Here is a 25,720-nt window from a genome sequence, read left to right as displayed (position 1 = left end):
TGTGGGTTCCTAGAACTGCCTGCGGTAGACCGAAACGTCGTCGCGCCACACGCCGAACTGGTCGGGTGCGGACTGGACGATCGTCATCTCGTTGAGGTGGCCGAGGATCCGCCACGAGCGCGCAACCGCTTGCGCGCCTGCGTAGGCGATCGTGCAGAACCGCCTGGGCTCCACCACCGTGCGCACGCGGTCGACCTTGCCGACGCTCATCGGCGTGTCGTGCCACAGGTCCAATGTGTACCCGGTGCGGATGGGGTCACCGGACCCCAGCACGCCCTCGATGCTCACGATCAGCCGGTCGCCCTCCAGCCTCAGGTCGTGGTGGCCGCTCCGGGGAGGATTGCCGCCGGTGTACGCGGAGCGTGCCGGGTCGAGCACCCAGTGCCCCAGAAAAGGCACGAGATCGTCACTCATGTGTGTCCCTTCGCGGAACCTGCGCCACTGGCGGATTGTCCGGCGGATCGACGTGGGCGACCATCACCCGATGAGTTATGAGACGGGCGTTCGGTGGAAGTGGATACCGGCCGTCGTGCTCGGCTTCGTCCTGCTGAGCTGGATCGTGTTCGAGGCACTGGACCTCATCGACTTCGAAGGGGTCGTGTCGTGGGTGCGCGGCATCGACCCGGTGTGGGCGGCGGCGGCGATCTTCGCCCTGCTCGTCGTGGACGTGCTGCTGCCCGTGCCGTCCACTCCGCTCATCGTGCTGGCGGGAACGGCACTCGGCCTGCCCTTCGGACTGGCACTCGCGATCATCGGATCCCTGGGTTCCTCTGCCGCAGGGTACGCCCTGGGGCGGTTCGCGGGCCCGTGGCTGGTGCGCCGGGTGGTCACCATCGAGGAGCTGACCGAGATGCGGCGATGGGGCCGTCAGTTCGGTCCCTGGTTCTTCGGAGTGGCACGCGGCATTCCGATGATGGCGGAGACCGTGTCGGTGTCCGCGGGGGTGTCCAGGGTGTCGTTCCGCCAGTTCATGTCGTTCACCCTCATCGGCACCATCCCCATTTGCGCCGCCTACGTGTTCGCGGGGTCGAAGGCCGACACGGTCGAGCAGATCGTGATGATCAGCGCCGTCGGGTTCCTGCTGACGGTCGGCCTCTTCTACCTGCTGCGCCGGCTCGTGAAGGCGGCGCCTTAGGAAAACCCTTTGCGCGGCGTGGTTGTATGAGTGTGCGCCCGGTGCGCAGCGGAGGGTTACTTCTGGTGATTCTCAGGTTCGACCCCTGAAGCCGGTTTCGGCCGGTCTTCGCCCACCTCGGTGGGCACGTCACCCCCCGCGATTTGATCTCGGGCGTCCACCAACTTCACATCGGCCGGAATTAAATCACTGGCGCGGCGTGGTTACATAAATGAGCACCCGGTGCGAAAGTCCACGGTTACTTCATTCGAGATGAAAACCCGACCGTGGGCGCGTTTGATCTCGGGAGCGCACAACTTCACACGTGTCCGGTGCGAAGCAGAGGGTTACTTCCACTGTTAATGGGCGGGTTGCGGGTTCGAGTCCCGCCAGACGGGAAACCGGCTGTAGCTCAACTGGCAGAGCAGCAACGTACCTTCCGCGACTTTGATCTCGGACACGTGTGGGGTTTGTGGGCTCCCCTTTGTTTTTTCCGAGGGGGAAAGAGCCGATGGCGAAGTTCAACATCTTCCGCGCACGTCCGGCGGGCACCAGCCCGGTCGCCACGGCGCCGGAACCGACCGGTCGCACCTACGAGGGTGGCGACGGCTACGCCCGTGACACGAAGTCCGAGCTGTTCCTGCTCGCCGTGTCGAACATGGGCGGCGAGGACACCTTCTACGAGTCCGGTGGTCAGCGCGACAACCGCTTCGCCCAGCTCGTCCACGAGGCGGCGCTGTCGGATCCCGAGTGGACCGCGCGCCTGCTCACGTGGCTGCGCAGCGAGGCGAACATGCGCACGGCGTCGCTCGTGGGCGCGGCCGAGTTCGTGCTGGCACGGCTCGTGTCCGAGTCCAGCGCGGGCGTCACCAACCGCGCCGTCGTGGACTCCGTGCTGCAGCGCGCCGACGAGCCGGGCGAACTCCTGGCCTACTGGACCAGCACGAACGGCCGGCGCGTGCCGAAGCCGATCAAGCGCGGCATCGCCGACGCCGTCGGGCGCCTCTACAACGAGCGCGCGGTCCTCAAGTGGGACAGCGACGCCCGTGGGTTCCGGATGGCCGACGTGCTGAACCTCGCCCACCCCTCGGCCGGCGCTCCGTGGCAGGGCGCGCTCTTCCAGTACGTGCTGGACCGCCGCCGTTCCGCGGAGGCGGACGTTCCCGCCGAGCTGCGCGTGATCGCGGCACGGCGTGAGCTGATGGCGTGGCCGGTCGAGCAGCGCCGTTCGCTGTTCCAGCGCCCTGACGCGGTCGACGTGCTGCGCCAGGCGGGGATGACGTGGGAGTCCGTGGCCGGTTGGCTGCAGGGACCGCTGACCCGTGAGGTGTGGGAAGCACTGGCGCCGTCGATGGGCTACATGGCTCTGCTTCGGAACCTGCGCAACTTCGACGAGGCCGGCATGTCCGACGAGGCAGCGGCGGCCGTCGCGGCACGTCTGGCCGATCCCGGCCAGGTCGCGCGCTCGCGGCAGTTCCCGTTCCGCTTCCTGTCCGCGTACGAGGCGGCGCCGAGCCTGCGCTGGGGCCACGCCCTGGACCAGGCACTGCAGGCGTCGCTGTCGAACCTGCCCGCCCTGGCGGGCCGGTCGCTGATCCTGATCGACACCTCGGCGTCGATGACGGGCGGCACGATCTCGGCTCGGTCGAAGGTCACCCCGGCCAAGGCCGCGGCGGTCTTCGGCGTCGCACTGGGCGCTAAGGGCGAGCAGGTCGACGTCGTCGGGTTCGCGGACGGCACGTTCCGGCACGACATCGCGCGGGGCGCTTCGGTGATCCGCGAGGTCGACCGGTTCCTCAAGCGGATCGGCGAGGTCGGGCACGGCACCGACATCGTCGGGTCGCTGAAGCGCACCTACAAGGGGCACGACCGCGTGTTCGTCATCTCGGACATGCAGACGATGTCCGGGCACTACGGGCAGGGCGCCTCGGACGTCGTGCCGCGGCACGTGCCGATCTACGGGTTCAACCTCGGCGGGTACCGGAACGCCGCGTACGCCACCGGCAAGGCCAACCGCCACGAATTCGGCGGCCTGACGGACGCGACCTTCCGCATGGTGCCGCTGCTCGAAGCAGGTCAGAACGCCACCTGGCCGTTCTGAGGTGTGAGGGCTCTCCTGACGCGGAGAGCTCTCACACTTACTTTCAGTTAGCGTTTTGACCAGGTATGATGCTGCTATGGACTACAACGTGTTCGCGAAAGCGTGCCCGTCGCGTCCCACGCTGGAGCACATCACCGGCAGGTGGGGCAGCCTGACGCTGACCGCGCTCGCCGACGGGCAACTGCGGTTCAACGAACTGCGCCGCCGCGTCGACGGGGTCAGCGAGAAGATGCTGTCGCAGACGTTGCAGGCACTGGAGCGCGACGGCCTCGTGCACCGGGAAGCCCAGAACACGAACCCGCCGCGCGTCGACTACAGCCTCACGCCGCTGGGCCGCGACACGGCCGAGCGGCTGCTGTCGTTGATCCACCTCCTCGAGGGCCGCATGCCCGAGGTGCTGGCCGCGCAGGCCGTGTACGACGCCCGCTGAGCACGTGAAGGGCTGCGGACTCTGCTGGACCTCGGCCGAGCTCGAGCTGCTCGACGGCGATCCCGCGCTGGTGCCCGACACCGTCGTGTGGCAGTTCGCCTGGGAGGTCGAGGACCACTTCGAGCCGGACGAGTACGAGCTCGCCTGGCGACGGCTCGCTCCCAGGGTGCTCGATCTGCTGGAACGGGACCCGGACAGCCGGCTCACCCAGGGTCTGACGTGGGCCAACCTGCCCGCCTGGCCGGAAGCCGAACGCATCGCGCTGCGCTCGAGACTCACCGAGATCATCGTCCGCGCGTCGGACAGCGCTGACCTGGACGAACTGGTCCAGGCCGCCGCGCAGATGGACGAGGACCTGACGCCGTGGCTGCCCGTCGTCGACGGTCTCCCGGACGCCGCCGTCGCGGAGCTCGCTCACAAGTGGTCGTACGACTTCCTGAGCGGCGGCGACCCGTGCGACGGGGGCTGGTTGCGCTGGGACGAACCGGCTGCGCCGATCCGGAGCTGGCTGCTCACCCCAGCGCTGCGCGACCGTCTGTCCGGAATGGACAACGAGGTCGCGCAGTACGCGGTGATGCAGATCGACGCGCTTGCCTGACGCTCTATTTCGCTTGCCGCAGCTGCTTAGGCTGAGTGCGTGAAGTGTTGTGGACGCGTCCTGACCGAGGCAGATCTGACGCTGCTCGACGGGGATCCCGAACTGGTTTCGGACGACCTCCTGCTGAACTTCGTCTGGCACCCTCCCGGCTGCTTCGACGAGGACGAGTACGAGGCCGCCTGGCGGCGGCTCGCGTACCGGGTGGTCCAGGTGATGGAGGACGATCCGCACGCCTCGCTCGCCGAGGGACTGGCGTTGGCGAGACCCTTCACCTGGCCGGAGAACGAGCGGGCGGCCCTGCGCGCGCAGCTGACCGGCGCCATCCGGCGTGCTGCCGGGGACGACGAGCGCTGGCCCGCGCTGGACGCGTTGTTCCAGACCGCCGCGCTTCTGGACGAGAGCCTGACCCCGTGGCTGCGCCTGGTCGACACGTTCCCCGACGAGGTGGTCGTGCACCTCGTCAGGGAGTGGACGTCCGCCGTTCAGTGCACCACCAAGGGCGACTACGGCAGCCTGCTCGTCTGGCAGAACCCCACGCCCGGTGAGGAGATGCGGGAGTGGCTGTTCCGCCCCGCCCTGCGCGACCGTCTGTCCGGAGTGGACAGCGAGGCCGCGCAGGACGCGTTCCTGCACGTCGACTGGTTCGCGGAGGAGTTCAGCACTCGATGACGTTCACGGCGAGTCCGCCGCGAGCCGTCTCCTTGTACTTCACCGACATGTCCTTGCCGGTGTCCCGCATAGTCTTGATGACCTTGTCCAACGACACGAAGTGCGAACCGTCACCGCGCAAAGCCATGCGCACAGCCGTGATGGCCTTGATGGACGCGACGGCGTTGCGTTCGATGCACGGAATCTGCACCAGACCGCCGATCGGGTCGCACGTCAGGCCGAGGTTGTGCTCCATGGCGATCTCGGCGGCGTTCTCGACCTGCTCGGGGGTGCCGCCGAGCACCTCGGCGAGGCCACCGGCGGCCATCGAGCAGGCCGAGCCGACCTCGCCCTGGCAGCCGACCTCGGCGCCGGAGATCGACGCGTTCTCCTTGAACAGCACCCCGATCGCGCCTGCCGTCAGCAGGAACCGGACCACGCCGTCGTCGGAGGCTCCCGGCACGAACTTCGTGTAGTAGTGCAGGACCGCCGGGACGATGCCGGCCGCGCCGTTGGTCGGCGCGGTGACCACACGGCCGCCTGCCGCGTTCTCCTCGTTGACGGCCAGCGCGAAGAGGGTCACCCAGTCCATGACCCGCAACGGGTCGGTGACGAAGTGCTCCTTCTCCAGCGTCTTGCGCATCTCGGCGGCACGGCGGCGGACCTTCAGGCCGCCGGGCAGGACGCCGTGCTCGTTGCAGCCGCGTTCGACGCACTCCTGCATGACGTGCCAGATGTGCAGAAGTCCTTGGCGGACCTCGGCTTCGGTGCGCCACGACAGCTCGTTGGCCATCATGATCTCGCTGATCGACAGGCCGGTCTCGCGGCACCGCGCGAGGAGCTCGTCGCCGGTCAGGAACGGGTGGGCCAACGGCGTCGAGTCCGGCTTGATCCGGTCGGTGCCCGATGCGTTCTCGTCGACGACGAACCCGCCGCCGATCGAGTAGTAGACGGCGTGCTCGACCGACTTGCCGTCCGCGAACGCCTCGAAGCTCATCCCGTTGGGGTGCAACGGGAGTGACTTGCGGCGGTGCATGACGAGGTCGCGGTCGTGCACGAAGTCGATCTCGTGCGCGCCGCCGAGCTTGAGCCGTTTGCTGGAGACGATCTCCTCGACGCGGTGGGCCGCGGCCGTGGGGTCGACTTCTTCCGGATGATTGCCTTCCAGGCCCAGGAACACGGCCTTGGGGCTGCCGTGGCCGTGGCCGGTCGCACCGAGCGAGCCGAACAGCTCGACGTGCACGCGGTCCACTTCGGACACGCTCGCGCCGAGCTTCTCGACGAACATCGCGGCCGCGCGCATCGGTCCGACCGTGTGTGAACTGGACGGTCCGATGCCGACGGAGAACAGGTCGAAAACGCTGATCGCCACTGATCAGTCCCTCGTGGTGGTGGAGCGGTCAGTCAGACTTGGTGAGTTCGGCGTACTTGGCCGCCGTGAGGAGGTTCTCGGCCGACTCGACGCGGACCTTGAACAACCAGCCGGCGCCGTACGGGTCGCTGTTCACGATCGCCGGGTCGTCCACGACAGCGCTGTTGACCTCGATCACCTCACCGGTGACGGGCGAGAACAGGTCGCTGACGGACTTGGTGGACTCCAGCTCGCCGCAGACCGCGTTGGTGACGACCTTGGCACCGACCTCTGGCAACTGGACGAAGACGATGTCGCCGAGCGCGTCAGCGGCGTACTCGGTGATTCCGCAGGTCAGCGGGTCCTGAGTGCCCGGCGTCCAGTCGACCCACTCGTGCTCGGCGGTGTAGAGCAGGTTCTCGGGGAACTCCACGGCGACGACTCCTCTGGCTGTGACGGGTCAGGAAACTTGCGCCCCCTCCGCCGTGCAGAGTTGCCTACCCCGAGCGGTCTTGCTGCCTGAGAGTGTGCGGGAGCTTGCCCCTTCGGCGCCCCGACCGGTTCGTCGAGGTCTCTCCCACTCGGGTTCTGACGCTTGCGCGCCGCGGCCGGTGTTCAGTTCTCGGCGCGAACGCTATGTGCGGCCCCCGCCGAGTGTCAACGCGGGACGGTCGAGCGGAACGCGAACGAGGCTCAGGTCGCTCTGTCCTAGATGAACAACCAGAGGGTTACCGGATAGTGCGATCCGCACAGTGACATGACCTTCCGACTGGCCCACATTATGAGATGTCGGCCCACCGAACGGAGGAGTCATCGTGCGGATCGCAGTTCCTCGCGAGATCAAGAACCACGAGTACCGCGTCGCTCTCACGCCTGCCGGTGCGCACGAACTGACCAGTCGCGGCCACGACGTGTACGTCGAGCAGGGCGCCGGTCTCGGTTCCGCGATCACCGACGAGGAGTACCTCGCCGCGGGCGCCAAGATCCTCCCGACCGCCGACGACGTGTGGGCGGAAGGTGACCTGGTTCTCAAGGTCAAGGAGCCGATCGCCGAGGAGTACCCCCGTCTCCGCGCCGGCCAGACCCTCTTCACGTACCTGCACCTCGCCGCCGACAAGCCGCTGACCGAGGCGCTGCTGGCGTCCGGCACCACGGCCATCGCCTACGAGACCGTGCAGCTCCCGAACCGCTCGCTGCCGCTGCTCGCCCCGATGTCCGAGGTCGCGGGCCGGCTGGCCCCGCAGGTCGGTGCGTTCGCGCTGATGAAGCCCTCCGGCGGCCGTGGCGTGCTGCCCGGCGGCGTCCCCGGTGTCGCCCCGGCCCGCGTGGTCGTCATCGGCGGTGGCGTGGCCGGCGTCAACGCCGCCACCATCGCCGTCGGCATGGGCGCGGACGTGCAGATCCTCGACACCAACGTCGACCGCCTGCGCCAGATCGACGCCCAGTTCCAGGGCCGCCTGCGCACGCTCGCCTCGAACTCGTTCGCCATCGAGCAGGCCGTCCGCGAGGCCGACCTGGTCATCGGCGCCGTGCTCGTCCCCGGTGCCGCTGCCCCGAAGCTCGTGTCGAACGCGCTCGTCGCCGACATGAAGCCGGGTTCGGTGCTCGTCGACATCGCCATCGACCAGGGCGGTTGCTTCGAGGACTCCCGCGCCACCACGCACGCCGACCCGACCTACGAGGTCCACAACTCGGTGTTCTACTGCGTGGCGAACATGCCGGGCGCCGTCCCGCGCACCTCGACCTACGCGCTGACCAACGTGACGCTGCCGTACGCGGTCGCGCTGGCCGACAAGGGCTGGGAGAAGGCGCTCAAGGACGACCGTTCGCTCGCCCTGGGCCTGAACGTCCACGCCGGCCTGCTGACCAACGGCCCGGTGGCCGAGGCGACCGGCCTCGCGCACACGCCGCTGGAGACCGTCGTCTAAAGCCAACTGAATGAATGAGGCCCCCGCACGCGTCAATCGCTGCGGGGGTTTCGCCTATCTGAGGGCGGCGACGCGCGCCTTGATGCCGTCGATCACGCAGTCCAGGCCGAACTCGAACTGCCCCTCCAGCGACCACACCGCCGGGTTGTCCAGCATCTCGACGTAGCGGGGGTGCTTCTCGCGGTACAGGTCGGCGATCTTGCCCAGGTCCGGCGGCGGCTTGTCCATCCTGCCCCGCCCGGCGAAGTTCACCTCGGCGATCGCGAACCCCATGACGTAGCTCGACACCGTGGACGCCGACAGCGCCGCCTCGGCCATCGACAGACCGGCCGCCCGCATGGGTTCGAGCAACGAGTCCGCCATCGCCACGGAGTTCGGGCCGATCGTGGTGTGCTCCCCGATGGCACGCACCCACCACGGGTGCTTCTGCGCGAGATGACGCAGCGTGTGCATCATCCCGCGCAGCGCGGGCTCCCACTCGGCGTCGGGTTCCGGCAGGTCGAACTCGCCGTAGATCTCGTCCAGGCAGAGCTCGATCAACGCGTCCTTCGTCGGCACGTGCCAGTACAGCGACATCGGCGCCGCGCCGAGCTGCGCGGCGAGGTTGCGCATGGACAGCTTCTGCATGCCGTGCTCGTCCAGCAGCTCCAGTGCCTTGCGGACGATCGCCTCACGGCTCAGACCGAGGGGCTGCCCGCTGCCGGGCCTGGGCTTGCTGAACCAGACGCTCTCCACAAGGCGATCCTAGGCACGCCGCAGCAGCACGCTGGCCACAACACCTCCCAGGAACACGGCGATCGCACCGATCACGAGGCTCACGCTCATGCCGTTGGAGAACGCCTCGCGCACGACCGTGATGTCCGCACCGCTGTGCAAGGCCTCACTCAGTGATCGCCCTGGAACGCCGTCCGGCAACGAGGCCACGAACCTTGCCGACAGCAACGCACCGAGCACCGCGATGCCGAACGAGGAACCCAGTTCCGTCAGCGTGCCGGACAGCCCGGACGCGATGCCGGCGCGTTCCGGCGGGATCGAGCCCATCAGCGCGTTGACCGCGACCGGTTGGGACACACCGACACCCACGCCGATGAGGATCAGCCCGGCCAGCGTCGGCGGGTAGGTCGTGCCGATCGACAGCAACGCCACGCCGCCCGCGACGATCGTCATGCCGAGCAGCATCGCCCTGCCCGCGCCGAGCTTCATCACAAGCTGTCCCAACGTGTTGCTGGTGACGAGCAACGCGATCGCCATCGGCGCCACACGCACGCCGGCCTCCAGCGGGCTGTAGCCGAGCACGCCCTGAAGGTGTTGCGTCAGCAGGAAGAGCGAGCCCGCCATGCCGAACGCCGCCAGCACTCCGGACGCCACCGCGCCGGTGAAACGGCGGTTCCGGAAGAACCCGAGGTCGAGCATCGGATCGGCGGTGTGCCGTTCCCACAACGCGAATCCGGTCATGGTGATGAGCCCGATCGCCACCGGAACGCCGAACTCGGCCGAGCCGAACCCGTGCTCCGGCACCTCGATCACCGCGTAGACGACCGACACCATGCCGATGATCGACAGGATCGAGCCGAGCACGTCCGGTTTGCGCACGGTCGGGTCCTTGGACTCCGGCACGAGCAGCGCGACGGCCGCGATCGCGAGGATCGCCACCGGCACGTTGATCAGGAACACCGAGCCCCACCAGAAGTGCTTGATCAGCGCGCCACCGATCACCGGCCCCGCCGCGAAGCCGAGACTCGTGACGGCGGCCCAGATGCCGATGGCCTTGGGGCGTTCCTTGTCGTCGAACAACTGCATCAACACGGCGAGCGTGCCGGGCATCAACACAGCGGCGCCGATCCCCATGAAGCCGCGGGCCGCGATCAACGCCTCGGACGAGCCCGCGTAGGCGGCGACCGCGCTACCGGTGCCGAACAGCGCCAGGCCCACCAGAAGCGCGCGCTTGCGGCCGAACCGGTCGCTCAGCGATCCGGTCGTGAGCAGCAGGCCCGCCAGCGCCAGCGAGTAGGCGTTGATCATCCACTGGATGTCCGCGGTGCTCGCGTCCAATCCCGTCGAGATGGACGGGATCGCCACGTTGAGCACGGTGTTGTCCAGCACCACGACCATCACGGACAGACAGAGCACGCCGAGCACGGCCCAGCGTTGGGGGTGCGGGTGCACCCCGACCTTCTCGGTCGTCGAAGTCATCGTTCCTCCCCCTTACGGTGTACGAGGAACTTACAGCGTACGAGAGGGCGGGGCGCAACGAATTTCGCGCAGAGGGTGCGCGAAGTACCTGCCAGGAAAGAAGGGGGAGAAATTAAAGGGCGGCCGCGCTCAACCAGCCTGGGGGTCACTGGGAGCGGGGCCGCCGTCACCAAATATAGCGGGCCTTGGCACACCGCGCCCAGCACCCCCACCGAAACGCGACCCAAAAGTTTCCCCGAGTGGACCACTGGCCGCGTCGTGCCCGTCCAGCAAACGAGTGAATTCGGTGTTTCCCTGTGCGGCGAGCAGGGGGTTCGGCCGATGAAGACGGAGTCGGGTGTCCCTCGAAGGGAGATTCCATGGCTGAACCACAGGGATGGATCCACTGCCACGACCCGTTCGGTCGGGACAGGTCGATGACCGTTCTGGTGGAGAACGACCGGGTTCTGCTGGTCACGCCTCCTGGCGAGACCGCTGTGATGTCCGCCACTCAGACGCGTCGGCTGGGCTCTTTGCTCGACCAGGCCACGGCGAAGATGTGATGGACGAGACCCTCCGCGACGCGGTGCTGCAACGCCTGGCACTGCTGGACAAAGTCGCAGAGCACGGAGAAGCGGAGGCGCTGGTTCCGTTGGCCCGTGCGGAGATCCACCGCCTGGCGGACGGCTGGCGGCTGTTGCTGACCGTGCACCAGCCCGACGAGGACGGCCGCTGCAAGGCCTGTCCCGGCTGGCTGCGCCGGCGTCGGTGGCCGTGCCAGATCTGGAACATGGCGCACCAGCACCTGATCGGCGAGGGCCTGCCTCACCGCGAGCGGCGCCGGCCGTTGCGCAACCCTTTCACTCGATCAGGTGTCATTGAACTGCCGGAGGAGACTCCGGCCGAGATGACCACCGAACTGCCGATCTTCCGCGACGATCCGTCGGTCGTGCACCGCGCGCCCGTCGTGTCTCGGCCCAAGCACGCCTTGCCGGACTGACGTTTCAGGCAGGATGGGCCGCATGCATGACGGCAGCGGCCTCATCGCGGTCCAGAACCTCTCCAAGCAGTTCGGTTCAGTGACCGCGGTGCAGAACCTGAGCTTCACCGTGTCCCCCGGCAGCGTGACGGGCTTCCTCGGCCCGAACGGCGCCGGCAAGACGACGACCCTGCGAATGTTGCTGGGTCTCGTCAAGCCGACGAGCGGCACGGCGACGATCAACGGACGACCGTTCCACCAACTCGGCCGGCCCGGCCGCGTGGTGGGCGCGGTGCTGGAGGCGCAGGGGTTCCACCCCGCCCGCTCCGCCCGCAACCACCTGCGCGTGTACGCGGCGGCCATCGGCGTGCCGGACGCGCAGGCCGACCAGGTCCTCGGCCTGGTCGGCCTGGGCACCGCCTCCGACCGCAAGGTGGGCGGGTTCTCGCTCGGCATGAAGCAGAGACTGGCGCTGGCCACGGCGTTGCTCGGCGATCCGCAGGTGCTCGTGCTGGACGAACCGGCGAACGGGCTCGACCCCGAGGGCATCGCGTGGCTGCGGACGTTCCTGCAGTCGTACGCGCGCATGGGTCGCACGGTGCTGATCTCCAGCCACCTGCTGGCGGAGGTCGAGCAGACCGTCGACCAGGTCGTGATCATTTCGCGCGGGCAGACCATGTTCTACGGGCCGCTGGACCAGTTGCGGCAGTCGCAGCAACGGCGCGTTCTCGTGCAGCCGTCGGACATCAACGCGCTCGCGAACGCTCTCCGCGCCGAAGGCGTGCAGGTGATCGAGCAGTTGCCGGACGGCAGGCTCGCGGTGTCCGGTGTGGACTCCAAGTACGTGGCGGACTGCGCGTTGAAGGCCGGTGTGTCGATCTACGGCATCCAGGAGGAGCAGGTCGACCTGGAGCGGTTGTTCTTCCAGCTCACCAGTGGCCAGTACGCCGGGCACGCGCCGGCGCCGTATCAGCAGCAACAGCAGGGTGGTTGGGCCTGATGGGCAACCTCGTACAGGCGGAGCTCCGCAAGACGACGACGACCGGCCTGTGGTGGGGTCTGCTGATCCCCACCGCGGTGCTGGCGCTCGGCTGGGGACTCGCGACCGGTCTGCTGGGACAGTTCTTCGTGGACTTCGCGTCGTCGAGCGATGTGGACGAGGTGTCCGACTTCCTCGGGGTCACGCCGGACCAGTGGAAGATCTCGCTGTTCGGCATGGCGCGGGCGATCAACATCTCCACGATCTTCCCGATGATCTTCGGCGCGATGGCGATCTCGGGTGAGATCAACCGCCGGACGATCACGACGACGTTCCTGACCGCGCCGTCGCGGATGCACTCGATGCTGGCGAAGATGCTGGTCTACGTGCTGTGGGGCGCGATCTACGGCCTCGCGATCATGCTGTTCCTCGGCATCGGCGTGGTGCTCACCAGCGAGTCGGGGCAGCTGCCGGACGCCGGTGGCTGGGCGATGCTGACGCTGGTCTGCGTGCTGTCGTCGATCCTGATGACGATGTTCGGCGTCGGCGTGGGCGCGCTCATCCCGAACGTCGCGGGGACGATCGTGTTGCTGCTGCTGTACTTCCTGGTGATCGAGAACGTGCTGCACTTCGTGCTCGCGTACCTGGAGGTGCCGGCCGTCATCGGCTTCCTGCCGAACGGGTCGATCAACGGGCTCACCGGGTCGGTCTCGGTCGACCTGTTCCTGTCGTCGGCGGGCGTGGTGCCACCGGAGATCGAGGACGTGCTGCGCGCGATCGCCGGTGCCGGCGGAGCGCTCGACTGGTGGTGGTCGGGCCTCGTGTTCCTCGCCTGGTCCGGGATCGTCTTCGCGGGCGGCTGGGCCGTCACGCAGTCCAAGGACATCACCTGACCTGCGGTTTCTGACGTCACACTTTTATGTCGGACCCCGAACGTACTGTGGGTCCCGTGACAAAGGGCTGGATCCGCCGACTGACCGCAGCGTGCTGGCAGCACCCCCGCCTGGTGGTGCTGTCGGTGGTCGCCGCGGTCGTCGGCGTGGGTCTGCAGGCGGCGGGGCCGTTGCTGCTCAAGACCGCGATCGACGACTCGACGGTGGGCCGCACCGATCGGCTGTGGCCGCTCATGGTGGCGCTGATCGTTCTCGAGGTGCTCACGTTCGGGTCGGCGTTCCTGCGGCGCTATCTGGGCGGGCGGCTGGCGCTGGGCGTGCAGCACGACCTGAGGCTCGGCGTGTTCTCGGCGGTGCAGCGGCTCGACGGCGCGAAGCAGGACGAGTTGCGGACCGGGCAGATCGTGTCGCGTTCGATCACCGACCTGCAGCTGGTGCAGTCGCTGCTGATGATGGCGCCGCTGGCCGTGGGCACGGTGGTGTTCGCGGTGGCAGCGCTGGCGGCGATGATCTACCTGTCAGTGCCTCTGACGATCATCGCGGTGATCGTGCTGCCGCTGGTGGCGTGGCTCGCGGGCCGCACCCGGCTGACGCTGTTCCCCGCCACCTGGTCGGCGCAGCAGCGGGCCGCGGATCTGGCGCAGCACGTCGAGGAGACCGTCACCGGTGTCCGCGTGGTGAAGGGCTTCGGCCAGGAGGCGCGCGAGGTCGCCCGGCTGGAGAAGCACGCCAAATCCCTGTTCGCGGAACGGATGCGGGCCGCCCGGCTGTCGTCGAAGCCGCTCGCGACCGTGACGGCGCTGCCGTTGCTCGGCCAGGTCGCGGTGCTGGGGCTGGGCGGCTGGCTCGCGTTGCACGGCCAGGTCACGCTGGGCACGTTCCTGGCCTTCACGACGTACGTGGCCAATCTCGTCGGGCCGACGCGGTTGCTGTCGAGCCTGATGGTGTCCGCGCAGCTCGCCCGCGCCGGGGTGGAGCGGGTCTACGAGCTGATCGACTCGCAGCCGGACGTGACGGACGGCCCCGGTGAGGTTCCCGACGGGTCGCTCGGGATCTCGTTCTCCGGCGTGACGTTCGGGTACGCCCGCAGCGAGCCGGTGTTGCAGGACTTCTCGATCTCCGTGGAGCCGGGCGAGACGCTGGCGCTGGTCGGCACGTCGGGTTCCGGCAAGTCGACGGTCTCCTTGCTGCTGCCCCGTTTCTACGACGTGCACGCGGGTGCCGTGCGGGTCGGCGGCGCGGACGTGCGGACGTTGAAGCTGGAGTCGTTGCGCGGCACGGTGGGTGTGGTGTTCGAGGAGGCTTTCCTCTTCTCCGACACGGTGTTCTCGAACATCGCGTACGGCCGCCCGGACGCGTCTCGTGCCGAGGTCGAACGCGCCGCGAAGGCCGCGGAGGCCCACGACTTCATCCAGGCACTGCCGCTCGGCTACGACACGGTGGTCGGCGAGCGTGGCCTCACGTTGTCCGGCGGCCAGCGCCAACGCGTGGCTCTGGCCCGTGCGCTGCTCTCCGATCCGCGCATCCTCGTGCTGGACGACGCGACGTCCGCCGTGGACAACGCGACCGAGGCGGCGATCCACGCGACGCTGGCCTCGGTGACGGCACACCGCACGACGTTGCTGGTGGCGCACCGGCGTTCCACCCTGTCGCTGGCCGACCGGATCGCGGTCCTCGACGCGGGCCGCGTGATCGACATAGGCACGCACGCCGAACTGCTCGCGCGTTGTGCCCTCTACCGCGACCTGCTGGCGGGCCCCGGTGATGCGATCGAGTCCGCCGCGCCGGTCCGCGCTGGTGAGCTGTGGCCGGCGCTGTCGCAGGAAGACCTCGACGAACGCCTGATCGCCGAGGCCAGGACCTCGTCTCCCGCTGCGTCCGGCCGCCGTGGTGGTGGCGGCGGGGGCGGTGCAGGCGGAGGCGGGATGTCCGCGCTGGCCGGTGGCCCGCCCACCCCGGAACTGCTGGCCCAGGTGCGGAAACTCCCGCCCGCCACCGAGATCCCGGTGCTGCACGGAGAAGACCCGCGCGCCCCCGATCCCGCCTTCCGCCTCGCCCGCCTGCTGCGCCCGGTCCGCTGGGCCCTGGGCGGTGTGGGCGCACTGGTGGTGCTGGACGCGCTGGTCGGCATGGGCATGCCGTCGCTGGTGCGCCTGGGCATCGACGGCGGTGTCGTGGGAGGCGCCGAGTCGTCGTTGTGGCAGGCCGTCGTCCTGGGCGTCGGCCTGGTCCTGGTCGGCTGGCTGACCACGGCGAGCAGCACGATCTTCGCCGCCCGCCTGGGCGAGCGCCTGCTCTACCTGCTGCGCGTCCGCAGCTACGCCCACCTGCAACGCCTCGGCCTCGACTACTACGAGCGCGAGATGGCCGGCCGCATCATGACGAGGATGACGACGGACGTCGACGCCCTCTCGACGTTCCTGCAGACCGGCCTGGTCACCGCCGTGATCAGCCTGATCACCGTCGTCGGCATCACCGCGGCGCTGGTGTTCACCGACGCGTCGCTGGCCCTGATCGCCCTGTCGGTGCTGCCGATCCTGGCCGTCGCCACGGTGCTCTTCCAACGCCTCTCGTCCACGGCGTACGCGGAAGCCCGCGAACGAGTCAGCGCGGTCAACGCCGACCTCCAGGAGAACGTCTCGGGCCTGCGCGTCTCCCAGGCCTACACGCGGGAACGCCGTTCGGCGGAGGCCTTCGCCGAACGCAGCGACGCCTACCGCCGTACCCGTCTGCGGGCCCAGCGCTACATCGCCACGTACTTCCCTTTCGTGGCAATGCTTTCCGGTGTGGCCCAGGCAGCGGTTCTCGCCGTGGGAGCCCACCGCGTGGCGACGGGCACGCTGACTCCGGGCGTCCTGCTGGCGTTCCTGCTCTACCTCGGGCTGTTCTTCAGCCCGATCCAGCAGCTCTCCGGTGTCTTCGACGGCTACCAGCAGGCCAGGGTGGGCCTGCGCAGGATCAGCGACCTCCTGCGCACGCCGAGCACGGTCGAACCGCCGTCGGCCCCGATCCCGGTCCCGCCGCGTCTGCGGGGCGAGGTGGAACTGCGCGACGTCTCCTTCACCTACGCGGGCGCCGACACCCCGGCGCTCGACCACGTGTCCCTCCACGTGACGCCGGGCGAAACCGTGGCCCTGGTGGGCGAGACGGGCGCGGGCAAGTCCACCCTCGTCAAGCTCATCGCCCGCTTCTACGACGCCACGACGGGCGCGGTCCTGGTGGACGGCGTGGACGTCCGCACCTACGACCTCTCCGCATACCGCCAACGCCTGGGCGTGGTCCCGCAGGAAGCCCACCTGTTCGGCGGCGACCTGGCCGAGAACGTCGCCTACGGCCGCCCCACGGCCACCGAACAGGAAATCCAGCAGGCCACCGAAGCCGTCGGTGCCTTGCCGATGGTCGCCACGCTCCAGAACGGCTTCCACCAACCGGTGGGCGAACGCGGCAACCACCTCTCCGCGGGCCAACGCCAGCTCGTCGCTCTGGCCAGAGCCGAACTCGTCAACCCGGACCTGCTGCTCCTCGACGAGGCGACCGCCGCCCTGGACCCAGCCACGGAGTCGGCGGTGCTCGCGGCCAGCGACCACCTGGCAGGAGCCAGAACCACCTTCGTGGTGGCCCACCGCTTAGCGACGGCGGCCAAGGCCGACCGAATCGTCGTCCTGGCGAACGGCAAGATCATCGAACAGGGCACCCACGCCGACCTCTTATCGGCCAACGGCACCTACGCCCGCCTCTGGCGCCACGGCGAAACCCCGGAAGCCGCCTGAACCCGGGCTCGCCCGCCGGGCGAGCAAGCGAGGTCGCCGAGGCGGGGGAACGACGAAGCCGAGAGCGGGCACCCCTGTCCGCCAAAGGCAACAGTCACCACCGGTCGCGAGCCTCTACAACCCAGGCGCCTGGAACGCAGGCACGGGGGACGCGGGCACCTACGGGTGGGACCGCTCATGGCGACCACCCGCACGAACTTCGGCAGCCCCACCAGCGCGAACCCCCGCAGTCCCCACCCGGCCCATGACGTGGAAACCAACTCCCCAGGCCGGCGAGGTCAAAGGAGCCCAAGCCATGCCCACCCGCCCCTCGATCCTCTACGTCTCCAACCTCGCCTACCCCGCCAGAGGCCGCCGCTACTGCGACGAGGACATCTACCTGACCTCGCACCTCAGACAGCACTTCGACGTGGCCGTCTGCCACCCAGAAGACGCCGCGGCCGTGATGGCGAACTTCGACGCGGTCGTCGTCCGCAACAGCGGCCCGGTGATCGACTACCTCCCCGCCTACGAGCACTTCCGAGAGCAGGCGCGAGCCACCGGCAAGCGCGTCTACAACCCGCTCACCGGCAAGGCCGACATGGCGGGCAAGCAGTACCTGGTCGACCTGACCGAGCAGGGCTACCCGGTCATCCCCACGATCGACCACCCGGACGCGCTGGATCGTCTCCCCGAGGCCGCCACTTATGTCGTGAAGCCCAAAGCCGGCGCCGACTCGCACGGTCTGGAATTCGTCAGTCGCGACGAGGTCCTCGGCAAAACCGGTGACCTGCTCATCCAGCCCAAGATCGATTTTCGGTACGAGGTTTCGTTCTACTTCGTGGACCACGACTTCCAGTACGCACTGCACGCGCCGGACCCGGCCCAGCGCTGGGAACTCACCCGGTACGCGCCCACACCGGAAGACCTGGAATTCGCGCAGCGATTCATCGACTGGAACGACCTCGGCCACGGCGTCCAGCGCGTCGACGCCTGCCGGACCCAGGACGGTGACCTGCTGCTGGTCGAACTGGAAGACCTGAACCCGTACCTGTCCCTGGACCGAACGTCCGACGAGACCAGAGCCGCCTTCACCGCGGCGTTCACGGCCTCGATCAGGCGTTCACTGACCTGAACAGATCGCGGTCAAGATCAATCCGCAGAGCGAGCACCTTGTACCTATCGTGAACTGATCACCGCACTCGGTGCGTATGCCCGTCCAACAGCTCAGTGAGCATTGCTCGAAAGAGAGGAGGCGTAGTGAGACGCACATCAAGAACTGCTCAACTGCGGGTGACGCCAGGGCCGTCCTGATCGATCCTGTGACAGAGCACTCCTTGCCATGTGCCTCCAGCGTGTGAAGGCCCGTGCCAGGGGGACTAACCTGACTACCGCATGAGTCAACACCAAGAGCGAGATGGATAGAGGCGAGCGACAGCCGTGTCCAGCAGCAGTCCTGCGTCACAGTTCGGGCCGAACGAATGGCTCGTCGAGGAGATGTACGAGCAGTTCCTCGCGGACCCGTCATCGGTAGACCCGGCGTGGCACGACTTCTTTGCCGACTACAAGCGCGCAGGCGGTAACGGCAGCGCCGCCACGGCCAGCGCGGGTGGCTCCACGGCCACCACGACCGCGACCGTGACGCCGCCGGCGGCCGACAACGGCAAGCCCGCGCCCGCCGCCGCACCCAAGCCTGCCGCGCAGTCGCAGCCGAAGCCGGCGGCCACGTTGCCGTCGACCGGCAAGCCCGCGCCGCAGCAGGCCGCGAAGGCCGCGCCGGTCAAGCCGAGCACGCAGCCCGAGCAGAAGCAGCTGCGTGGTGCCTCCGCCGCGATCGCGAAGAACATGGAGCTGTCGCTCACCGTTCCGACCGCGACCAGCGTGCGTGCCGTGCCCGCGAAGCTGCTGGCCGACAACCGCATCGTCATCAACAACCACCTGAAGCGGACGCGCGGCGGGAAGGTCTCCTTCACGCACGTCATCGGCTACGCGGTGGTCCGGGCGCTGCAGGCGTTCCCGAACATGAACCGGCACTACGCCGAGGTCGACGGCAAGCCGTTCGTCGTCACGCCGGAGCACGTCAACTTCGGCCTGGCGATCGACCTGCCGGCCAAGGACGGCAGCCGCACGCTGGTCGTCGCGTCGGTCAAGGGCTGCGAGAACATGACGTTCACGCAGTTCTGGCAGGCCTACGAGGACCTGATCCGCAAGGCCCGCGGCGGCTCGCTGACCGCGGACGACTTCTCCGGCACCACGATCTCGCTGACCAACCCCGGCACGATCGGCACGAACCACTCGGTGCCGCGGCTGCAGGCCGGTCAGGGCGCGATCATCGGCGTCGGCGCCATGGAGTACCCCGCGCACTTCCAGGGCACCAGCGAGCAGGCCCTCACCGACATGGGCGTCAGCAAGATCATCACGCTGACCTCCACGTACGACCACCGCATCATCCAGGGTGCGGAGTCGGGCGAGTTCCTCAAGCGCGTGCACCAGCTGCTGCTGGGCGAAGACGGCTTCTACGACGACATCTTCGCGTCGCTGCGGCTGCCCTACGAGCCGATCCGCTGGGTCGCCGACATCCCCGAGGGCGCAGTCGACAAGACCGCGCGCGTCATCGAGCTGATCGACGCGTTCCGCACGCGCGGCCACCTGATGGCCGACACGGACCCGCTGAACTACCGCCAGCGCTCCCACGCGGACCTGGACGTGCTCAGCCACGGCCTGACGCTGTGGGACCTCGACCGCGAGTTCCCGGTCGGCGGCTTCGCCGGCAAGGAGCGGATGAAGCTCCGCGACATCCTCGGTGTGCTGCGCAACTCGTACTGCCGCACCGTCGGCGTCGAGTACATGCACATCCTGGAGCCCGAAGAGCGCCGCTGGATCCAGGAGCGCGTCGAGGTTCCGCACGAGAAGCCGCCGGCCACCGTGCAGAAGTACATCCTCAGCAAGCTGAACGCCGCCGAGGCGTTCGAGACGTTCCTGCAGACGAAGTACGTCGGCCAGAAGCGCTTCTCGCTGGAGGGCGGCGAGACCGTCATCCCGCTGCTCGACGCGGTGCTCGACAAGGCCGCCGAACACGAGCTCGACGAGGTCGTCATCGGCATGCCGCACCGCGGCCGCCTGAACGTGCTCGCGAACATCGTCGGCAAGCCGATCTCGCAGATCTTCCGCGAGTTCGAGGGCAACCTCGACCCCGGTCAGGCGCACGGCTCCGGCGACGTGAAGTACCACCTCGGTGCCGAGGGCAAGTACTTCCGCATGTTCGGCGACGGCGAGACCAAGGTGTCGCTGACGGCGAACCCGTCCCACCTCGAAGCGGTCGACCCGGTGCTCGAGGGCATCGTGCGCGCCAAGCAGGACCTGCTCGACAAGGGCGGCGACTTCTTCCCGGTGCTGCCGGTCGCCATGCACGGTGACGCGGCGTTCGCCGGTCAGGGTGTCGTGGCCGAGACGCTGAACCTGGCGCTGGTCCGCGGTTACCGCACCGGTGGCACGGTCCACATCGTCGTGAACAACCAGGTCGGCTTCACCACCGCGCCGGAGAACTCGCGGTCCTCGAAGTACTCGACCGACGTCGCGAAGATGATCGGCTCGCCGGTCTTCCACGTGAACGGCGACGACCCCGAGGCCTGCTACTGGGTCGCGAAGCTGGCCGTCGAGTACCGCCAGGCGTTCGCCAAGGACGTCGTGATCGACATGGTCTGCTACCGCCGCCGCGGCCACAACGAGGGCGACGACCCCTCGATGACGCAGCCGGCGATGTACGACGTGATCGACCAGAAGCGCTCGGTGCGCAAGACCTACACCGAGTCCCTGATCGGCCGCGGCGACATCACGGTCGAAGAGGCCGAGAAGGCGCTGCAGGACTTCTCCAGCCAGCTGGAGCACGTCTTCAACGAGGTCCGCGAGCTCGAGAAGCACCCCGTGACGGTCAGCCCGTCCGTGGAGGCAGAGCAGCAGATCCCGGCGAAGCTGCCCACGGGCATCTCCCGCGAGACGCTGGAGCACATCGCCGACTCGCACGTGAACCTGCCGGAGGGCTTCACGCCGCACGCCCGCGTCAAGCCGGTGCTCGAGCGCCGCGCGAAGATGGCGCGCGAAGGCGGCATCGACTGGGCGTTCGCGGAGCTGCTCGCGTTCGGCTCGCTCGCGATCGAGGGCCGCAACATCCGCCTGGCCGGCCAGGACTCGCGCCGCGGCACGTTCGTGCAGCGCCACGCGACCCTGATCGACCGCAAGAGCGGCGACGAGTACACGCCGCTGCAGCACCTGTCGGACGACCAGGGCAAGTTCATGGTCTACGACTCGGTGCTGTCGGAGTTCGCGGCCGTCGGCTTCGAGTACGGCTACTCGGTGGCGAACCCGCAGGCGCTGGTGCTGTGGGAGGCGCAGTTCGGCGACTTCGTCAACGGCGCCCAGCCGATCATCGACGAGTTCATCTCGTCCGGTGAGGCGAAGTGGGGTCAGCGTTCCGACGTCGTGATCCTGCTGCCGCACGGCCACGAGGGCCAGGGCCCCGACCACACGTCGGGCCGCATCGAGCGCTGGCTGCAGCTGTGCGCCGAGGGCTCCATGACCGTCGCGGTGCCGTCGACCCCGGCGAACTACTTCCACCTGCTGCGTCGCCACGCCCTCGACGGCGTCGACCGGCCGCTGATCGTGTTCACGCCGAAGTCGATGCTGCGCCTCAAGGCCGCGGTGTCCGGCACGGACGAGTTCATCAACGACCGCTTCCACTCGGTGATGGACGACCCGACGATCAAGGACCCGAACGCGGTCACGAAGGTCCTGCTGTGCAGCGGCAAGATCTCCTACGAGCTGCACGCCGAGCGCGAGAAGCGCGGCGGCGGCGACGTGGCGATCGTGCGCGTCGAGCAGCTCTACCCGGTCCCGGCCCGCAAGCTGACCGAGACCCTGGAGCGCTACCCGAACGCGAAGGACGTCCGCTGGGTCCAGGAGGAGCCGGCGAACCAGGGTGCCTGGCCGTTCTACGGCCTGGCCCTGCCGGAACTGCTGCCGGAGCACCTCGGCGTCATCCGCCGGGTGTCGCGCCGCCCGATGGCCGCCCCGTCGGCCGGTTCGAGCAAGGTGCACGAGGTCGAGCAGCGCGAGATCATCACCCGCGCGTTCGAGTAAGCCAGTCCTGAACGAACGAGCCGCCGGATTCCTTTGGGGTCCGGCGGCTCGTTTTCTAAGCCCTCACAGGAGTTCTGCCATGTACCACACCGATCGCGGCATCGAAGAGCTGGAGAAGCGGCGCGGCGAGGAGGAGATCACCTTCGCGTGGCTCGCCGACAAGCTCCGCGAGTTCGTCGACGCCAACCCGGACTTCGAGACGCCCATCGAGCGCTTCGCCACGTTCCTGGCGCGCGATGACGACGACTTCGAGGACTGAGCGGCTGATCCGAGCGACCTACCAGGCGTAGGCCTCCGGGGCCGGCTTCGACCCGTTCGGCGCCGGCGCCGGGAACAGCTCGTCGAGCTTCCCCAACACCTCCGCGTCCAGCTTCAACTCCGCGGCACGCAACGAGTTGTCGAGCTGCTCGGCGGTGCGCGGCCCGATGATCGGCGCGGTCACGCCGTCCTGGTGCAGCAGCCAGGCAAGACCGACGTTGGCCGGGTCCTCCCCGATCTCCGCGCAGAGCTTCTCGTAGGCGTCGATCGTGTCGCGGTACTTCTCCAACGCGTCCGCGGAACGCCCGGACGAAGAACGGGAAGCGCCGCCCTCGCGCTGCTTGCGCAACACACCGCCCAGCAGACCGCCGTGCAGCGGCGACCACGGGATCACGCCGAGGCCGTAGTGCCGAGCGGCCGGCAGGACCTCCAGCTCGACCCAGCGCGTCATCAGGTTGTAGATCGACTGCTCGGACACCAGGCCGAGGAAGCCTCGGGTGCGCGCGGCCTCCTGTGCCTGGGCGATGTGCCAGCCGGCGAAGTTCGACGAGCCGAAGTAGATGACCTTGCCCTGCTGGCGCAGCACGGAGAAGGCTTCCCAGATCTCGTCCCACGGCGTTTCGCGGTCGACGTGGTGCATCTGGTAGAGGTCGATGTAGTCGGTCTGCAGGCGCTTCAGGGACGCGTCCGCGGCGCGGCGAATGTTCAGCGCCGACAGCTTGGTCTCGTTCGGCCAGTCGCCCATGCTGCCGTAGAGCTTGGTGGCGATGACGGTTCGCTCGCGGCGGGTGCCGCCCTTCGCGAACCAGTTGCCGATGATGTTCTCGGTGACGCCCTCGCCCTTCTTCCAGCCGTAGACGTTGGCCGTGTCGAAGAAGTTCAGGCCGTGCTCGTGGGCGCGATCCATGATCGCGTGGCTGTCGGCCTCGGAGGTCTCGGGACCGAAGTTCATCGTGCCGAGGCACAGGCGGGAGACGGACAGGCCGCTGCGACCGAGGTTCGTGTACTCCATGGCTCTTACCCTGCCTCGCGAACAGCCCGTGTGCCACGTGGAGTTGCTCCAGCTACTCCCATTCCCACTTGATGCCGTGGACGTAACCGGCCTGGGCCTCGTGCACCACGATGTGCGCGGAGGCGGTGGTGCCGATCCAGAGTTCGCCGGTGTCCACGTCCGGCGCGCCCGGCTCGGTTCGGTAGAAGCTGTTGCACCGCACGGGAACCGCGTCCGGGTGGAACTCGACCTCCAGCACGTACTCGCGCAGTGCGCGGACGAACGTGCGGTCCGCCGAGACGCTGTCCGCACCGGGGTCCGCGGTCATCCGCAGGTCCACGAGAGCGGTGTCGCCCGACCGCAGCACGCGGTCGAGGATGACCTCGGCGACGACCAGCTTGTTCACCTCGTCGCGGCGCACGCGGCCGATGCGGCACGACTTCGACGCGATGATCTCGCCCGGTGAGTGGTCGGTGTCGTCGGCGGTCTTCGAGACGAGGATCCGGTCGACGCCGTCCTCGAACGCCTCGATCACCGCGCTGGACCGCATCTCGACCTCACGCCGGTCCGCGCCGATCACCGTCAGGTCCCGCACGACGAGGTACTTCGCCGGTGCGGCGGTGAGGTGGTCGACGCGGGCGATGGCGCGGCCCAGGTCGAGGGCGGCCTCCTGCCAGATCCCCTCCAGGGCGGCGACGCGCTCGGTCCACCGGCCGCGCGGGCGCCGGTCGCCGAGTTGCCCGGTCAGCGTGCCGGGCTCCAGCCGCAGGACCTCTTCGAGCACTGCGACGGCGTGCAACGACTCCGGGCGTTCCGGGCGACTGCGGCCCCGCCGCCAGTACGAGAGCGTCGACAGGCTCACCTGGACGCCGCGTGACTCCAGGTGGCGCTGGATCCGCTCCAGGCTGAGGCCGCTCGCCTCCACGGCCCGCGTCAGAGCGTCACCGAATTCCGCCACCTCCGAATACTACGGCCAGTGATCAAATCCGGCCCGCCCAAGCACGGCGAGTGCTTGAAAACGGTATCGCCACAGTTTTGACAGTATTGAGAACTGAAGTTTCGAACCTGTTATCCGAAGCACAACTCGCGTTAGTTTCTTGGTGTTCCCCAGTTCATTCCCTGCCAGGAGGAACCCCATGGCACTTCGGCGTCACGTCGCCTTCGCGGCGGCATTGGGCATCGCTTCCACGGCGATGTGGACGCCTACCGCGATCGCCGAAGAAGCAGTGCTCCCCGGTGCGGGCGCACAGGCGGTCGAGGGCAGCTACATCGTGGTGCTGAAGGACGGCGCGCGCACCCCTGCCAGCGCGTTGGCGTCCCGCTACCAGGGCAATGTCAAGCACACCTACAGCGCCGCGCTGAACGGGTTCTCGGTCACCGGAATGTCCGAACGACAGGCACGCAGGCTCGCGGCCGACCCGGACGTGCAATTCGTCGAGCGCAACACGTTCGCCATGATCCAGGCCACGCAGTCGAACCCGGTCTGGGGTCTGGACAGGATCGACCAGGCGAATCTGCCACTCAACCAGTCCTACACGTACCCGAACACCGCGTCGAACGTGACGGCGTACGTTCTTGACACCGGAATCAGGAAAACGCATTCCGAATTCGAGGGCCGCGCTTCCGACGGTTACGACTTCATCGACAACGATGCCGTCGCACAGGACTGCCAGGGCCACGGCACGCACGTCGCCGGCACGGTCGCGGGCAAGACCTACGGCGTCGCGAAGAAGGCCAAGCTCGTCGGCGTCCGCGTGCTCGACTGCAACGGCAGCGGTGCGTGGGACGGCATCATCCGCGGCATCGACTGGGTGACGGCCAACGGCAAGAAGCCCGCCGTCGTCAACATGAGCCTCGGTGGCAGTGGCACGAACGCCTCGCTGGAGAACGCCGTCAAGCGCTCGATCAGCGCGGGCTTCACCTACGTGCTGGCGGGCGGCAACAGCGGCCAGGACTCGTGCAACTTCACCCCGGCCCGCACGCCGGAGGCGATCACGGTCGGAGCGTCGGACCGCGCGGACAAGCGTTCGATCTGGAGCGCCGGCTCGTCGAACTACGGCAAGTGCCTCGACATCTGGGCACCGGGCAGCGACATCGTGAGTGCATCCCACAGCAACGACACCGGCACGCGGTCCATGGGCGGCACGTCGATGGCCTCCCCGCACGTCGCCGGAGCGGCGGCGCTCTACCTGAGCGCGAACCCGTCCGCGACGCCCGCCCAGGTGCGCAACGCCCTGGTCGGAGCGGCGACGCCGAACAAGCTGACCGACATCAAGACGGGTTCCCCGAACCTGTTGCTGAAGGTCTAGGTACCTGCCGTCGTCGCCTCCCTGCGGCGGCGACGGCCATCCTGGGCGCCCTCGATGCCCACGGCCGAATGCGGCTCGGCCGAA

Annotated in this window: 22 protein-coding genes and 1 riboswitch; of the genes, 15 read left to right on the top strand and 7 right to left on the bottom strand. The window is 68.4% G+C overall.

Going from position 1 to position 25,720, the window contains the following annotated elements:
• Window positions 1-9: 9 nt before the first annotated feature.
• Window positions 10-414: a hypothetical protein gene (locus ACH413_RS42735; RefSeq protein ID WP_093592189.1), complete on the bottom strand. Its 405-nt coding sequence runs from the start codon at window positions 412-414 to the stop codon at window positions 10-12.
• Window positions 415-484: 70 nt separating this feature from the next.
• On the opposite strand from ACH413_RS42735, the gene ACH413_RS42730 reads away from it, so the two are divergent.
• The 5 genes from ACH413_RS42730 to ACH413_RS42710 all read left to right on the top strand — a co-directional run bounded on the left by ACH413_RS42730 (window position 485) and on the right by ACH413_RS42710 (window position 4,912).
• Window positions 485-1,135 carry a VTT domain-containing protein gene (locus ACH413_RS42730; RefSeq protein ID WP_319975282.1) on the top strand — a complete coding sequence of 217 codons (651 nt, stop codon included), beginning with the start codon at window positions 485-487 and terminating at the stop codon, window positions 1,133-1,135.
• 490 nt (window positions 1,136-1,625) lie between these two features.
• Window positions 1,626-3,215 carry a TROVE domain-containing protein gene (locus ACH413_RS42725; protein ID WP_360047289.1) on the top strand — a complete coding sequence of 530 codons (1,590 nt, stop codon included), beginning with the start codon at window positions 1,626-1,628 and terminating at the stop codon, window positions 3,213-3,215.
• A 76-nt stretch (window positions 3,216-3,291) separates the two neighbouring features.
• Complete coding sequence (locus tag ACH413_RS42720) at window positions 3,292-3,645, top strand: helix-turn-helix domain-containing protein (protein WP_360047288.1); 354 nt, start codon at window positions 3,292-3,294, stop codon at window positions 3,643-3,645.
• A gap of 4 nt (window positions 3,646-3,649) precedes the next feature.
• Window positions 3,650-4,243: a hypothetical protein gene (locus tag ACH413_RS42715; protein WP_360047287.1), complete on the top strand. Its 594-nt coding sequence runs from the start codon at window positions 3,650-3,652 to the stop codon at window positions 4,241-4,243.
• A gap of 39 nt (window positions 4,244-4,282) precedes the next feature.
• Entirely contained in the window at window positions 4,283-4,912 is a 630-nt protein-coding gene (locus ACH413_RS42710) for a hypothetical protein (protein ID WP_360047286.1), read from the top strand.
• On the opposite strand, the gene ACH413_RS42705 is transcribed toward ACH413_RS42710, so the two are convergent.
• A complete protein-coding gene (locus ACH413_RS42705; protein WP_360047285.1) occupies window positions 4,899-6,263 on the bottom strand; it encodes an L-serine ammonia-lyase in 1,365 nt (454 codons plus the stop codon). The genes ACH413_RS42710 and ACH413_RS42705 overlap by 14 nt on opposite strands.
• 28 nt (window positions 6,264-6,291) lie before the next feature.
• The gene (gene gcvH, locus ACH413_RS42700; RefSeq protein ID WP_360047284.1) at window positions 6,292-6,675 is read right to left on the bottom strand and encodes a glycine cleavage system protein GcvH; all 384 of its coding nucleotides are present in this window, start codon (window positions 6,673-6,675) and stop codon (window positions 6,292-6,294) included.
• 64 nt (window positions 6,676-6,739) lie between these two features.
• Window positions 6,740-6,832: riboswitch (glycine riboswitch) on the bottom strand.
• A 225-nt stretch (window positions 6,833-7,057) separates the two neighbouring features.
• Here gcvH and ald point away from each other — a divergent pair.
• A complete protein-coding gene (gene ald, locus ACH413_RS42695) occupies window positions 7,058-8,170 on the top strand; it encodes an alanine dehydrogenase (RefSeq protein ID WP_360047283.1) in 1,113 nt (370 codons plus the stop codon).
• Window positions 8,171-8,224: 54 nt separating this feature from the next.
• Here ald and ACH413_RS42690 read toward each other — a convergent pair whose 3' ends face one another.
• Both ACH413_RS42690 and ACH413_RS42685 read right to left on the bottom strand, forming a co-directional pair.
• A complete protein-coding gene (locus tag ACH413_RS42690; RefSeq protein WP_360047282.1) occupies window positions 8,225-8,905 on the bottom strand; it encodes a TetR/AcrR family transcriptional regulator in 681 nt (226 codons plus the stop codon).
• Between the two features lie 9 nt (window positions 8,906-8,914).
• Entirely contained in the window at window positions 8,915-10,363 is a 1,449-nt protein-coding gene (locus ACH413_RS42685) for an MFS transporter (protein WP_360047281.1), read from the bottom strand.
• 359 nt (window positions 10,364-10,722) lie between these two features.
• On the opposite strand from ACH413_RS42685, the gene ACH413_RS42680 reads away from it, so the two are divergent.
• The 8 genes from ACH413_RS42680 to ACH413_RS42645 all read left to right on the top strand — a co-directional run bounded on the left by ACH413_RS42680 (window position 10,723) and on the right by ACH413_RS42645 (window position 22,337).
• Window positions 10,723-10,905 (top strand): hypothetical protein, encoded by a 183-nt coding sequence (locus ACH413_RS42680; protein WP_045312139.1) that lies wholly within the window; start codon window positions 10,723-10,725, stop codon window positions 10,903-10,905.
• A complete protein-coding gene (locus ACH413_RS42675; protein WP_360047280.1) occupies window positions 10,905-11,342 on the top strand; it encodes a hypothetical protein in 438 nt (145 codons plus the stop codon). The genes ACH413_RS42680 and ACH413_RS42675 overlap by 1 nt, the downstream gene beginning before the upstream one ends.
• 22 nt (window positions 11,343-11,364) lie before the next feature.
• Window positions 11,365-12,321 carry an ABC transporter ATP-binding protein gene (locus tag ACH413_RS42670; protein WP_360047279.1) on the top strand — a complete coding sequence of 319 codons (957 nt, stop codon included), beginning with the start codon at window positions 11,365-11,367 and terminating at the stop codon, window positions 12,319-12,321.
• Window positions 12,321-13,193 (top strand): hypothetical protein, encoded by an 873-nt coding sequence (locus tag ACH413_RS42665; RefSeq protein WP_360047278.1) that lies wholly within the window; start codon window positions 12,321-12,323, stop codon window positions 13,191-13,193. Before ACH413_RS42670 ends, ACH413_RS42665 begins: the two co-directional genes overlap by 1 nt.
• 26 nt (window positions 13,194-13,219) lie before the next feature.
• Window positions 13,220-16,963 carry an ABC transporter ATP-binding protein gene (locus ACH413_RS42660; RefSeq protein ID WP_360047277.1) on the top strand — a complete coding sequence of 1,248 codons (3,744 nt, stop codon included), beginning with the start codon at window positions 13,220-13,222 and terminating at the stop codon, window positions 16,961-16,963.
• 295 nt (window positions 16,964-17,258) lie between these two features.
• Complete coding sequence (locus tag ACH413_RS42655; RefSeq protein ID WP_360047276.1) at window positions 17,259-18,077, top strand: hypothetical protein; 819 nt, start codon at window positions 17,259-17,261, stop codon at window positions 18,075-18,077.
• 305 nt (window positions 18,078-18,382) lie between these two features.
• Window positions 18,383-22,078, top strand: coding sequence for a multifunctional oxoglutarate decarboxylase/oxoglutarate dehydrogenase thiamine pyrophosphate-binding subunit/dihydrolipoyllysine-residue succinyltransferase subunit (locus ACH413_RS42650; protein ID WP_360047275.1), 3,696 nt, complete (start codon window positions 18,383-18,385; stop codon window positions 22,076-22,078).
• A gap of 79 nt (window positions 22,079-22,157) precedes the next feature.
• Window positions 22,158-22,337, top strand: a complete 180-nt coding sequence (locus ACH413_RS42645; RefSeq protein ID WP_360047274.1) for a DUF6104 family protein — start codon at window positions 22,158-22,160, stop codon at window positions 22,335-22,337.
• 18 nt (window positions 22,338-22,355) lie between these two features.
• On the opposite strand, the gene ACH413_RS42640 is transcribed toward ACH413_RS42645, so the two are convergent.
• Together ACH413_RS42640 and ACH413_RS42635 are read right to left on the bottom strand one after the other, a co-directional pair.
• Window positions 22,356-23,348 (bottom strand): aldo/keto reductase, encoded by a 993-nt coding sequence (locus ACH413_RS42640; RefSeq protein WP_360047273.1) that lies wholly within the window; start codon window positions 23,346-23,348, stop codon window positions 22,356-22,358.
• Between the two features lie 52 nt (window positions 23,349-23,400).
• On the bottom strand, window positions 23,401-24,285 hold the full coding sequence (locus ACH413_RS42635) for a hypothetical protein (RefSeq protein WP_360047272.1): 885 nt from the start codon (window positions 24,283-24,285) through the stop codon (window positions 23,401-23,403).
• A 178-nt stretch (window positions 24,286-24,463) separates the two neighbouring features.
• On the opposite strand from ACH413_RS42635, the gene ACH413_RS42630 reads away from it, so the two are divergent.
• Window positions 24,464-25,636, top strand: a complete 1,173-nt coding sequence (locus ACH413_RS42630; RefSeq protein ID WP_360047271.1) for a S8 family peptidase — start codon at window positions 24,464-24,466, stop codon at window positions 25,634-25,636.
• Window positions 25,637-25,720: the final 84 nt, after the last annotated feature.

Source organism: Lentzea sp. NPDC020367, assembly GCF_044387305.1.
Lineage (GTDB): Bacteria > Actinomycetota > Actinomycetes > Mycobacteriales > Pseudonocardiaceae > Lentzea.
The sequence above is the reverse complement of the archived record's forward strand: the minus strand, read 5'-3'. Positions and strand labels throughout refer to the sequence as shown.

Bases quoted from the DNA above. Each gene is read 5' to 3' on its own strand.
- ACH413_RS42720 (WP_360047288.1), top strand. From the start codon at position 3,292: ATGGACTACAACGTGTTCGCGAAAGCGTGCCCGTCGCGTCCCACGCTG.
- ACH413_RS42685 (WP_360047281.1), bottom strand. From the start codon at position 10,363: ATGACTTCGACGACCGAGAAGGTCGGGGTGCACCCGCACCCCCAACGC.
- ACH413_RS42660 (WP_360047277.1), top strand. From the start codon at position 13,220: ATGTCGGACCCCGAACGTACTGTGGGTCCCGTGACAAAGGGCTGGATC.
- ACH413_RS42735 (WP_093592189.1), bottom strand. From the start codon at position 414: ATGAGTGACGATCTCGTGCCTTTTCTGGGGCACTGGGTGCTCGACCCG.
- ACH413_RS42670 (WP_360047279.1), top strand. From the start codon at position 11,365: ATGCATGACGGCAGCGGCCTCATCGCGGTCCAGAACCTCTCCAAGCAG.
- ACH413_RS42675 (WP_360047280.1), top strand. From the start codon at position 10,905: ATGGACGAGACCCTCCGCGACGCGGTGCTGCAACGCCTGGCACTGCTG.
- ACH413_RS42645 (WP_360047274.1), top strand. From the start codon at position 22,158: ATGTACCACACCGATCGCGGCATCGAAGAGCTGGAGAAGCGGCGCGGC.
- ACH413_RS42665 (WP_360047278.1), top strand. From the start codon at position 12,321: ATGGGCAACCTCGTACAGGCGGAGCTCCGCAAGACGACGACGACCGGC.
- ACH413_RS42655 (WP_360047276.1), top strand. From the start codon at position 17,259: ATGCCCACCCGCCCCTCGATCCTCTACGTCTCCAACCTCGCCTACCCC.
- ACH413_RS42630 (WP_360047271.1), top strand. From the start codon at position 24,464: ATGGCACTTCGGCGTCACGTCGCCTTCGCGGCGGCATTGGGCATCGCT.
- ACH413_RS42725 (WP_360047289.1), top strand. From the start codon at position 1,626: ATGGCGAAGTTCAACATCTTCCGCGCACGTCCGGCGGGCACCAGCCCG.
- ACH413_RS42680 (WP_045312139.1), top strand. From the start codon at position 10,723: ATGGCTGAACCACAGGGATGGATCCACTGCCACGACCCGTTCGGTCGG.
- ACH413_RS42640 (WP_360047273.1), bottom strand. From the start codon at position 23,348: ATGGAGTACACGAACCTCGGTCGCAGCGGCCTGTCCGTCTCCCGCCTG.
- ACH413_RS42730 (WP_319975282.1), top strand. From the start codon at position 485: ATGAGTTATGAGACGGGCGTTCGGTGGAAGTGGATACCGGCCGTCGTG.